The sequence below is a fragment of the Paenibacillus sp. ATY16 genome (assembly GCF_003399985.2).
GTDB lineage: Bacteria > Bacillota > Bacilli > Paenibacillales > Paenibacillaceae > Pristimantibacillus > Pristimantibacillus glycanilyticus.
On the sequence record NZ_NMOK02000037.1, the window covers coordinates 111808 to 124061 of the forward strand.

At 53.2% G+C, this 12254-nt stretch carries 5 protein-coding genes; 1 reads left to right on the top strand and 4 read right to left on the bottom strand.

All coding sequences use genetic code 11. The features are described 5' to 3' along the window. The first annotated feature begins 32 nt into the window (after positions 1 to 32). The gene (locus CFI03_RS20835; RefSeq protein WP_244935520.1) at positions 33 to 1424 is read left to right on the top strand and encodes an amino acid permease; all 1392 of its coding nucleotides are present in this window, start codon (positions 33 to 35) and stop codon (positions 1422 to 1424) included. 39 nt (positions 1425 to 1463) lie between these two features. Here the strand turns inward: CFI03_RS20835 and CFI03_RS20840 are convergent, their stop codons facing one another. From CFI03_RS20840 to CFI03_RS20855, 4 genes are all read right to left on the bottom strand, one after another. After that, positions 1464 to 3137, bottom strand: coding sequence for a DUF11 domain-containing protein (locus CFI03_RS20840; RefSeq protein WP_248759223.1), 1674 nt, complete (start codon positions 3135 to 3137; stop codon positions 1464 to 1466). Beyond that, the gene (locus CFI03_RS20845) at positions 3134 to 9847 is read right to left on the bottom strand and encodes a DUF7507 domain-containing protein (protein ID WP_248759225.1); all 6714 of its coding nucleotides are present in this window, start codon (positions 9845 to 9847) and stop codon (positions 3134 to 3136) included. The genes CFI03_RS20840 and CFI03_RS20845 overlap by 4 nt, the downstream gene beginning before the upstream one ends. A 163-nt stretch (positions 9848 to 10010) precedes the next feature. Beyond that, positions 10011 to 11258: an MFS transporter gene (locus tag CFI03_RS20850; RefSeq protein WP_248759229.1), complete on the bottom strand. Its 1248-nt coding sequence runs from the start codon at positions 11256 to 11258 to the stop codon at positions 10011 to 10013. A 98-nt stretch (positions 11259 to 11356) separates the two neighbouring features. Beyond that, on the bottom strand, positions 11357 to 12226 hold the full coding sequence (locus tag CFI03_RS20855) for an AraC family transcriptional regulator (RefSeq protein ID WP_248759237.1): 870 nt from the start codon (positions 12224 to 12226) through the stop codon (positions 11357 to 11359). Positions 12227 to 12254: the final 28 nt, after the last annotated feature.

Consider the following 12254-nt stretch of genomic DNA (forward strand, 5'->3'; position numbering starts at 1 on the left):
ACAAATTACGCAGAGGCCTAAAGTCCAGGCATATGGCGATGATTTCCCTGGGAGGTTCTATCGGGACGGGGTTGTTCCTGGCGAGCGGAGGAGCGATTCATGACGCTGGTCCGGGCGGCGCATTGCTTGGTTATTTCATCATAGGCATTATGGTATACTTCCTTGTTACCAGCCTTGGCGAAATGGCGACCTACATGCCGGTATCCGGTACGTTCAGTACGTATGCAACAAGATTCGTAGATCCATCCCTCGGCTTTGCGCTTGGCTGGAACTACTGGTATAACTGGGCTATTACGATTGCGGCAGAGCTGTCCGCCGCAACCTTGATTATCAAATTCTGGCTGCCGAACAGTCCTTCCTTCTTATGGAGTGCGCTGTTCCTGGCTTTAATGGTTGGTCTTAATCTGTTGTCGGTCAAAGGGTACGGGGAATCCGAATACTGGTTCGCCATGATTAAGATCGTTACCGTCATTGTATTTATAGGTATCGGCTTATTAATGATCGTTGGGATCTGGAAAGGCGACGCGGTTGGCTTCAGCAACTTTACGGCGGGCGACGCTCCGATCTCGGGAGGATGGCTTGCGGTTCTGGGGATCTGTATGGCAGCAGGTTTCTCGTTCCAAGGAACGGAGCTTGTAGGAATTGCGGCAGGGGAATCCGAGAATCCCCGCGAGAACGTTCCGCGCGCAATCCGCAGCGTATTCTGGAGAATTCTCTTGTTCTACATCCTGGCGATCTTTATTGTAGGCATGTTGATTCCATACTCGACAGACACGCTTGCGGATGACAGCGTAGCGGCTAGTCCTTTCACTATCATTTTTGAAAAGGCCGGCCTCAGCATCGCCGCTTCCGTCATGAACGCGGTCATTCTGAGTTCGGTATTGTCGGCAGGCAACTCGGGCATGTATGCTTCGACCCGTATGTTATGGGTACTCGCGAAAGAAGGAAAAGCTCCGAAAATCTTCGCGAGGCTGAACAAACGCGGCATTCCGGTTTATGCGCTGCTTGCTACGGCAGCGATTGGCATGCTGGCCTTCCTGGCCTCCTTTTTCGGCGATGGACAAGTGTATATCTGGCTGCTTAACGCATCCGGTATGTCAGGCTTTATCGCATGGCTCGGCATTGCCATCAGCCATTACCGGTTCCGCAAAGCTTATGTGGCGCAAGGCCGGAAAGTGGAGGATCTGCCGTACCGTTCGCTTTGGTATCCGTTTGGTCCGATTCTGGCAGGCGTCATGTGCATGATCGTCATTATCGGTCAAAGCTTCAGCGCCTTTACGGACGGCAAGGTAGACTGGACGTTTATGCTTGCTTCTTATATCGGAATTCCGTTCTTCCTTGCGATTTGGCTCGGATACAAATGGAAGTACAAAACCAAAGTATTAAAGCTTGAAGAATGCAATATTGATCCTACAGCGGAATAACAAAAGGAAAAGCAGAGGCTGCCGCAGCCTCTGCTTTTTTTATTCGATATCATGATCAACCGGCAGGATCAGTTCATTGGATTGGCTTTCGCCGCTGCAGGTATTGTCATCATAGGTATAGTTGAAACGGGCTGTGTATCGCGTAGCTACTTGGGTAAGGGATTCGTTCTCTATTTCCTCCGAGTCGGACACGTAAATCCAGTAGCTAACCTTAACCGTTTGACCGGGTGCTATTAAGCCTAGACTCGCGCCTTCCGCAACGGTAAAGGAAGGAACCTGATTATCGTTGATTTGAGGATCAAGCAGGTAGAAGCCCTTCGGATAATCCGTGCGGTATAAGGTGACGACCGCTGCGAGATTCCCCGTATTTTGCACGTAGGCGGTAAAATGGACCGAGCGCTCCGCTTCGTAATACATGGGCTCTGCTGTTGCCTGAACGGAAATAACCGCCGCAAAGATGCGGGTAACTACAGGGTTGGACACGGCATTTTGCCTGACTAACCGTCCATCGGTCAGTCTATAAGTGTAGATGGCTTCTACTTGATTCGGAATTTGAGAATTTGCCGTCCGGATGGTGACCTGATAAGTAATGACGGCAGTTGATCCGGCTAATAAAGTACCTAACGGGAGACCCGAAGACGGATTCGTTCCTTTGCGGGGCAAACCGTCCACCATTATGCTATCCGGAAGAAAATCGGTTCCTTGCGGAATAAGGCGAATCAGAAAGAGGTCAACGGCAAAGGTGTTCTCGTTGTTAACGGTAACCGTATAAGTCAGACTGGAGCAAGCAGGCGCCATTGCAGGATCTACTGCTAAGCTAACGGATAAGGAAGGGTCTGTAATATTCAAGATAAGCAGATTGGCCAGCGCGCGGTACACCGTGCCGTTAACGGTATACTCGATAGTCGCTTGGAACGGCACACGCGTCTCGGCAGGCATTGCGGCAAGCCGGATAGCTACCCGGATGGATATAACCGCGCCCGGTGCCAGGTATCCGATATAGATGCCGGAGGCCGGATCAATCCAAGGCACAAGCACGCCATCGATAACAACGCTGCCCGGTACGAATTCAAATCCTTCGGGCAGCGGCAGATATGCGATTACGTTTTCCATCGGAAGCAAACCGTCGTTTCGAACGATCAAATCATAGAAGACGACATCGCCGAGGAAGGTGACCGGCGTACTCAAGCTGGCGTGCGCATCCAGTTGAAACGGCACTACTACAAGTGTAATTTTATTGGATAATACGGAATCCGATACGACTCTGCCATCAGGAGTAGAGAAGGAGTAGAGTACTGCCGCTTCATTGTGGAATACATGCGAATCGGGTATGAAGATTACAATAGCTTGAAAATTAACCTGGATGGTGCTGCCAACCTGAATCGTTCCAAGCGGAATGCCAGTCTGCGGCGAGGCTCCCGGCAAAGGGGAGCCATCCAGCAGAACGCTGTTCGGAATAAAAGACAAACCGGCCGGAAGCAAGTCCTGCAGCTGCATGGACGCAGGACGGTTACCGGTATTGGAAATAAGAATGGTAAAAGTGACGGTTTGATCCCGGTTTAATTTCTGCGGGAAAGCGGACTTATTCGCCGTAATAATGGGACCGACAAGCGGCGTCTGGACCGTATTGGAATAGGCAACTCCATCATAAATGCCGCTGCTGAACCGGACATGAGTCTGGTTCAGCAGCTTGAAGTCATTGGGCGGGGTCATATCGCAACCACCTGTACGTTAAAGGTTACGGTTGCCGTAGCGCCGTTTGCAATCGTTCCGATGGAGATGCCGGTATTCGGGTTGCCCGCAGGCAGCGGATTACTATTCAACGTTACGCTGCCCGGCACAAATACGGTGCCTGTTGGAACAGGGTCGACCAGAATAACGCTGTTGACAGGGCTTATGCCAAGGTTAGAAACGAGAATCGTATACGTAATAACGTCGCCGACTACGGCATCGATTGCGTTGGTGCTCTTCACAACGGATACATCCGGCGAAGATACCGGAATCGACAGCGTATTTGAATTGACCGAACCGGTGATCGTTCTGCCGTCCGGTACCGCATACGAATAGTCGCCGCTTGCCGTATTGACGAGCTGCTGGGAAGGCGGCAGCGTCTGGATAACCACCTCATACGATACGGATACCACCACGGTCTGACCCGGGTTAACGGTACCGATGGAGAAGCCGGAAGAAGGATTAGCGCCAGGCTGCGGCACGCCGTTAACGAGCACGCTGTTTGGCACAAATGCGCCGCCGGTTGGAGACGGGTCCGTAATCGTAACCTGTGCCGGAAGATTTCCGGTATTGCTTACAACCAGGCTATAGGTAACGGTATCTCCAACCGTAGCGTTGGACGTATTGGCCGTTTTTTGAATTCCGATAATCGCTTGATACACCGGCAGAACTACGGTATTGGAGAACGCCGATCCTGAGAAAGCGCCGGAAGTAAAGGTTGCGCTCGCTTGGTTGCTAAGCTGAGCCGGCGAAGGCAGCGACGTGATCGTCAGATTAAACGTGACGGTTGACGTTACGCCCGGAGCAATGGTGTTAAGCGAAATACCTGCGGCCGGCGACGCGCCGGGACGCGGAAGGCCGTCTACGGTTACGCTATTGGCTACAAATACCGCACCTGCCGGGATCGCGTCAACAACAACAACGTTATTGATTGGCGCAATACCGTTATTGGTTACCCCGATTGTATAGGGAACGGTATCGCCTACCACGGCTGTCGTAACCGGAACCGATTTAACTACCGCAACGTTTGGTGCGGATACTTGTATAACCAGCGTATTGGAAGCGAAGGATCCGTTTAACGTACGGCCGTCCGGCAGCGTATAAGAGTATGTCGCGGAAGCTTGGTTCGTAAGCTGTTGTCCCGGCGGTAACGACTGGATTAGAACGGAGAAGGTGACGGTTGACGAAGTCGTTACATTGCCGAGCGGAATGCCGGTAGACGGATCGGCGCCCGGTACTGACTGATTGTTTACAATGACGGTATTGGGTACAAAGACCGTGCCGGCTGGTATCGTATCGGTCAGAACTATATTCGCGCCGTAGTTGCCGGTATTGGCGATTGCTACCGTATACGCAACCGTATCGCCAACCGTGGCATTGGATGTATTTCCTGATTTGACCGCGCTAAGAATCGGTTGGTAGACCGGCGTTGACACGATATTAGAGAAGGTAACTCCCGAGAACGTACCGGATGTGAACGTAACGGAAGATTGATTGTTCAGCACAGCCGGCGAAGGCAATGACGTCACAAGGACATTAAATACAATGGTTGTAGTCGCTCCCGGGCTGATCGCGTCTATAATAACGCCCGTTGCCGGATTAGCCGCCGGTCTCGTAACGCCGTCAACGGTAAGGGAGCTCGGAACAAAACTGGAGCCGGCTGGGATCGGGTCGGTGAACAGGACGTTCGATATCGTCGCGATGCCGCTGTTCGTGACGGTTGTCGTATAAGTGACCGTATCACCAACCGAAACGGCGGTAGACGGCGTGCTTTTGACAACCGTGGCATTCGGCGCGGAGACCGGGAAAGTAACCGTATTGGACACGGCTGTCTGGTTAAAGACCCTGCCGTCCGGAAGCGTATAAGCAATGCCGGCCGAGCCGGTATTGGATAGTTGTTGAGGCGTCGGCAGGGAATCGATAACGACCGAGAACATCACGTTGACCGATGCTCCAGCCGCTACGGAGCCAGCCGGAATTCCTGTTACCGGGTCGGCACCGGGCACGGGATTGCCTCCCACCAGGGCGCTGTTTGGCACAAAGGAGGTACCGGCGGGAATATTATCGGTTACGGTTACGTTAGCCGGATAATTCCCCGTATTCGTTACAATTAACGTGTAAGTGACCGTCTGGCCGACTGAAGCATTCGACGTGCTGGAGCTTTTTGCAAGAGAAATAACAGGCAGATCAACCGGCGTCGATTCCGTATTCGAGAAGGCCGTACCGGAGAACGCTCCCGAAGTAAAGGTAACCGAAGCCGTATTGTTAAAGATTGCAGGATCCGGAACGCTGTTAACGCTATTGTTAAACGTAATCGTGACCGTACCGCCTGGCGGTATAGAGGCAACCGGAATACCGCCTATAGGGCTTGCTCCAGGGGCCGGCGTGCCATTAATCGTAACGGTTCCGGGTATAAATGACGTTCCCGCAGGGGGAGGATCGGTAAACTGAACGTTGTTTACCGTTTCAATCCCGCTATTCGTAATAACGGCCGTATAAGTGATGGTATCGCCGACGGTTACGACGGTATAATTCGCGCTTAAGGCTACTCCGACATTCGGTGCCGATACCGGGAAGGTGACCGTATTGGAGTTGACGGAGCCCGTTAATGTCCGGCCATCCGCTGGCGTATACGAATAGGAAGCCGTTCCCGTATTGCTTAACGTTTGCGGCGAAGGAAGGGAGGTAACCACTACCCCAAAGGTAACGGTAGCGGTTGCGCCCGGAGCCAGAGAACCGATGTCAATGCCGGTAACGGGGGAAATGCCCGGCATCGGCATTCCGTTTACGATAACGCTATTCTCGGTAAAGGTTGTGCCCGTGGGAATCGTGTCCGTTACAATTGTCGCCGCTGCCAGATTGCCCGTATTGGAGACGACTAAAGTATAAATAATGGAGTCGCCCAAGGTGGCATTGCCGGTGCTGGCGCTTTTGACGACCGCGATTTGCGGCTGTGTGACCGGCGTAACCGTCGTGTTGGATGCGGATGTTGCCGAGAAGGTGCCGGAAGTAAAGCTGGCGGTCGATTGGTTCGTAATCTGTGTAGGAATTGCCATCGTTATCATCACCTCGAATGATACGGTAACCGATGCTCCTGGCGCCAGGCTACCGAGTGATATGCCGGCTTCGGGTGAGGCTGCCGGCTGGGAAACATTTTGAACCAACACGCTTCCGGGTACAAAAGCCGCATTTGATTGAAGCGGGTCACGCAAAACAATGTTGTTCACCGCCGCGATGCCGTTATTGGTCAGAACGGATGTGAAGAGCATGGTATCGCCGGTGACTACAACGGTTCGGCTGGCGCTTTTTACTAGGGCAACATTCGGCAGCGCAACTTGAACCGTAACCGTATTGGAAAAGGCGGAGCGGTTAATGACACGTCCGTTCGCCAGCGTGAACGAATAAGCCGCGCTTGCCTGATTGACCAGCTGCCTGCTGGCCGGATAAGAAACAATGTTTACGACGTAACTTACCGTTGCTGATCCTCCGGCAGGGATAAGGCCAACCGGAATGCCGGTCGCCGGACTGACGTTAGGAGTAGGTACTCCGTTAATAAGAACGCTGTTATCGATAAATACGGCTCCACTCGGAACGGTATCCGTCAATGTTGCGTTTGCGGCAGTATTTCCCGTATTGGCTAAGGTGAAGTTGTAAGAGAACGTATCTCCAACGGTTGCATTGGAGGTACTAGCCGATTTGCTTACCGCAACAACGGCTTGCGAGACCGGCGTCGTAACGGTATTCGACGTGGAGCTGCGGGTAAAGGCGCCGGAAGTAAAAGCTGCGCTTGCGGCATTGCTTAAACTGCCGGACGAAGGCAGCGATGTGACGCGAATCTGAAAGGCCACCGTAACGGTTGCCCCGGCACTAATTGAGCCTAGCGAAATACCGGCGTTTGGATTAGCGAGTGACGAAGGCGTTCCGTTAATTGTAACGCTGCCTGAAACAAAGGCTGCTCCTTGCGGTATGGGGTCGGACAATACAACGCTCGTTACCGGTGCAATCCCGTTATTCGTGACAAGCACGGTATAAGTGAGTACGTCCTGAACGGCCGCAGCGGTATCGCTGACCGATTTGGATACGGTGACATTTGGCGAGGAAGCGGTTATGGACACGGTATTGGAGCTGCTGCTGCCGTTTAACGTCCTGCCGCTTGGCAAGGTATAGGAGTAGGTTGATGTTGCCTGGTCATTCAAAACGGGCGGTGACGGTAAAGTGTTCAGAAGCGTCTGGAATGTAATGGTCGTCTGGGCATTAGGCGCCAGACTGCCGATTGCGATGCCCGTTAACGGCGAGGATGCGGGGCTGGCAGCGCCGTTAATCGTCACCGAGCCCGGGATAAAGCTTGAACCGGCAGGGATATTGTCAAACAAGGTTACGGTTGCGGCCAGATTTCCGGTATTCCGGGCAAGGATGGTGTACGTAACGGTATCGCCAACCGTAGCAGCAGTTGTACCGGCTGACTTGGTCAGCGGAATAACAGGCTGGTAAACCGGCGTTGTTGTATTGTTGGAAGCGGCAGTCCCCGAGAAGGTACCGACGCTGTATGAAACGTTTGAACGATTGACCAGCTGCGCGCTTGCCGGCAAGGAGCTGACTAATGCTTGCAGGGTAACCGTGGTTGAACTGTTGGCCGCCACGGTTCCGACCGCAATGCCGGTTGCCGGATTCGCCGTTGTATTCGGCGAGCCGCCGATCGTTACGCTGCCCGCAACAAAGGTTGCTCCCGCAGGGAGCACATCCGTCAGCGTCACATTCGTAACGGCTTCCGTTCCGTTATTCGTAATGACCGAAGTATAAGTGAGCGTTTCTCCTACGGCAACATCCGTTACATTCACGGATTTGGTTAGAGTTATGCTCGGAAGCGATACGGGAAGCGTTAGCGTGTTGGATGCGGCAGAGCCGGAAATGGTCCGCCCGTCCGGCGGCGTAAACGTATAAACCGCCGTGCCTTGGTCCACGAATTGCGGCGGAGACGGCAAAGAATTGACCTGCACGTCAAAGGTAACGGTAGACGTGGCGCCTGCGGCAACGGATCCGATCGCGACGCCGGCGGCAGGGTTCGCGCCAACAACGACCACGCCGTTAACCCGGAAAGTCCCGGTGATAAAGGAGCTTCCCGTCGGAATGTTATCCGTTAGCGTTACAGTAGCGGCTCTATTGCCGGTATTTGCAACAAGCAAGGTATAAGTAACCGTACTGCCCACGGTGGCGGTCGTACGGTTCGAGCTTTTGGTAATGCCGATAATCGGCGAATAGACGGGCACGGATACCGTATTGGAAGGAATAACTCCTGTAATATTGTCGCCGCCAGCCACCATCTGGAAGGTAAAAGCGGCTTTCGCGCTGTTTGGCAGCAGGAAAGTGCCCGGAAGCGAGCTGACGACTGCCCTGTAAGTAACAACAACGGAACTGTTGATGTTTAAGGCTCCGAGCGGTGCACCGGCAATGATATCGTAAGTGGGCCGTGGAATGCCTCCCACGGTAACGCTTCCGCTTACGAAGGTGAGACCAGCTGGCAAAGCATCGGTGAGAACAACGCTGGCCGCATTTGCCGTACCCGTGTTGCTGACCGTAACCGTATACGTAATGGTATCGCCGACTACCGCGCCGGCGACGCTTGCGCTTTTTACAACGTTTATGGTAGGCGAGTTAATATTGATCTGGATGGCATTGCCATTAACGACATAAGCATCGCCGGAGGTAGTCAATGTCAGGACGGCGGATGATTGGTTATTGACGAGACGCGCGGATACGTCGACGTTCGTGATATCCCACCCTTGCCGGCCGCCGATAATATTCGTTCCCGGAGCGCCGTTCGTCTGGTTGCGGCTGCCGAAGGTGCCCGTTGTGTTCAGGTTGCCGGTATCGTTGTTGATCTGGGATGCAAAAAAGTTGTTCGCAAAGTTGTTCGGGCCGGATAAGGCAACGGTAGTTGCAGAGGTTGGGCCGAATAATGCCTGGTCGCCGGTCCGGTTGGCGTCGCCTTCCTGGGCGCTGAATAAAGCTCTTCCTCCCAGCGTACCGGAGATTGGGGTTGCGAATCCGGTCAAAGTGGTGGACACCGGCCCGGAATCGGCCTGCACAAGCACCGCGCCGGCGCGCAGCGACATGTTGCGGAAAGGCAGAGACGGATTCTGATAGATAACGCCTAACGTCCAGCCGCAATGATTGGCGGTAGAATCGTTATTAATCACAATGGTACCAACCACATTGCCGGTCGTATAAGTTCCCGCGCCGCCTTGCGAAATAAGCGAAGTTACATTATTTGACCGGACGTAAGCAGAGGCGCCGTTGCCCAGGTTGACCTGATTGCTTGTTGCGGCATCCGGCGAGACCGTAAACGTTCCGGCCGGCGTTGTGAAGGTAACCGGGTTATTTATGAACGCGCTTAGATCCGTCGTGCCGTTAATATAAGAGCCGCCCCAGATCAGCTCGGCGTACAGGATGGTACTGCCCGCCGGCAAAGTCAAAACGGCAGAGGCGCTATTACTGGCAAAAGCGCTTGTTGTGCCTGCAGGATATGTACCGAAAACAGATGCGGTATTTATCGTTGAAAAAGCGCCTATGCTATCCAGCGTTCCCGGAACGCCAGCCGTATCGGAACGGCTTAACCCAAGCGTATTCCCGGTAAAGGTAATTGCTCCGGTTGCGTTAAAGGTTGCACGAGTGACAAGAGGAATTGGTATCACCCCCTCGAGATCGTATCATTTTAGTTTAATGAGGGCAGAAACAACGGATTTTATGATTGCACATATCATACATATGAACGGTTTTGCCGGTTAACTACGTTTCTTTCCTAAATATACATTAGTAATTAAAAAGGCTTGAACCGTTACAGGTTCAAGCCTTTTCTCAGGATGCGCTTATGCTTCTCGATTGCGCGGCACTTGCGGGTGCCCGATTCTCCTTGTTGACCAAGGAATGAACCAGGAAAGAGCCTACCGAGACAGCGGCCGTAATTACGGCAAGCCAAGCGACCGGCGTTAATCCGCCGCCATCGTAAAGCCCGCCCATCATATAAGGACCGATAACCCGTCCAGCCGACCCGATTCCGCCGGTCAAGCCTAGATAAAATGGGGCATTTTTGCCGCTATTCCCGGTTAGAAAGGCCGGTATGGCGGGCGCGATCAGCATCTCGCCTAATGTAGTCAGAATCATGCCAAGCACCATGCCGGGGAAGCTGTGCATGATCAGTATGACGACATAACCGCTCATGTACAAAACGGCGCTTGCCGTCAGCTGGGCTTTTACCGAGCTGGCAGCCACTCTCTTAATCAGATTGGTCACCGGCTGGGCAACAAAAATCAGAATGCCGTTAAGCGTCCAAAGATAGCCGAACATTTGCTTCGACATGCCGTGCTCGATAATAAACGGAGATACGCCGGTATTCCAGATGCTGTTGCCGAGGTTGATCAGCATTCCTCCCAGTGCCATAAACAAATAGAGCCGGACGTCGGTAACAAGCTGCCATAAGGTTGCGCCGCCGGCATCGCGTTTTTTCCTCAACAGTTCCGCTGAATGATCCCCGCCGCCTGTCCCAACCCGCTGCAGATAGAAGAGGAAGAACAAGGCGAACACGCCGGATGTAACGCCGTTAAGCACAAAGCTGAGCGAATAGGAGACGTCGGCCAAAAAGCCGCTTAGCGCCGTGCCAACCGCCACGCCGATATTGTTGGCGATATAGACGATGTTGAAGAGCTCTCCGCGCTGCTTGGCAAATCGGAAGCCGATAAAGGCCTGGATAGCAGGCATCGATAAGGCATTAAACAGCCCGATAAGGCCCATCATGACGATAAATACGGTCCAGGCATCACTTAAAGCCGGCAGAAGCAGCAGTCCCGCGGCATTTAAGGCGAGTGCGCCGATAATCAGCTTCTTGACGCCAACCCGGTGGTAAAGCGCGCCCCCGAGCAGTTGTCCCGCAATCCCGCCGATAGACTGCACGAGAATGACGAGCCCGGCGTCGGACATGGATCGCCCAAGCTGGTCGAAGACGAACATCGTAACAAGCGGCCACATCAGCGCGCTGCCAATGGCATTAATAAGACTGGCGAGCAGGAACACTTTAATTTCTTTCGGATATTGCGATAGTGATTTCATCGATGTTATAGACTCCCGGATGTTAAATCGTGATGCAAGGCTTCTATTATACCTTAAGGCAAGCCAAAAAGCCGAAGGATATTTTTGTGCTAAAGCAATTATCCCTTTTGCCCGTATTGGTTCCGGTAGTCGCGGGGCGAGAGCCGGATATGGGTCTTGAATACGCGCTCGAACTGAGACAGGCTTTCAAATCCGACATCCGCCGCGATTTCGGTAATTCGTTCATCCGTTTCGCGAAGCTGCTGCTGTGCTTTCTTCACCCGGGTAATGCCGATATATTCCGTCAGTCCGAAGCCGGTATACTTCTTGAACGTGCGGCTCAAATAACTGGCGCTGAGATGGAACTGCCTGCTTAAACCGTCAAGCGTCAGCGGTTCTCGGAAATGGTCGGCCACGTAGCTTGCGATCTCCATCGCTTTGGCAGCCGCGGGGGAAGGAGGGACGGAGCCGTCGCTTGGCTCCGGTTCGGTCTGAATCGCGTGGCGCGCAGCGAACAGCAGGGATTCGGCAACGGCATGGCGAATCGGCATTTCATGTCCAGGAGGACGCTCCTGCACCTCCTGGAGAAGACCGTACAGCAGCTGCTCAAAGCGAAGGCGCTCCTGATGGGCAAGCCGGAAAACCCGGCGCGAGCCAAGGAAAGGGGATAGAAGCAGCTCGGCTTCTTTTTTGCCGTATTGCTCGAAATATTTTTCGTTGTAATAGAGGACGACTCTCGCATGGTTTGGAACGCCGGTATCCGAGGTTTTGTGCAGTTCATTGGCTGGAATAAGCACCAGATCCCCTGCGGCAATCGGATATTTGCGGTCTTTAATGAAATACTGCCGTTCCCCACTGAACAGATAGTAGAGCTCGTATTGCCCGTGGATATGCTCGACGGACATCGTGAAATGGCCCTTGCGCTTGTTATATTCCAGAAAGAAAAGATCTTCCGAATCCCCATAGAATAGTTCGTTGCTTAAATGCATGATCAAAGACCCCCGAATGACAAAATAT

What these genes read in the sequence shown, in the direction of transcription:
- CFI03_RS20840 (WP_248759223.1), bottom strand. Translation starts at nt 3,137, where the DNA reads ATGACCCCGCCCAATGACTTCAAGCTGCTGAACCAGACTCATGTCCGG.
- CFI03_RS20850 (WP_248759229.1), bottom strand. Translation starts at nt 11,258, where the DNA reads ATGAAATCACTATCGCAATATCCGAAAGAAATTAAAGTGTTCCTGCTC.
- CFI03_RS20855 (WP_248759237.1), bottom strand. Translation starts at nt 12,226, where the DNA reads ATGCATTTAAGCAACGAACTATTCTATGGGGATTCGGAAGATCTTTTC.
- CFI03_RS20835 (WP_244935520.1), top strand. Translation starts at nt 33, where the DNA reads ATGGCGATGATTTCCCTGGGAGGTTCTATCGGGACGGGGTTGTTCCTG.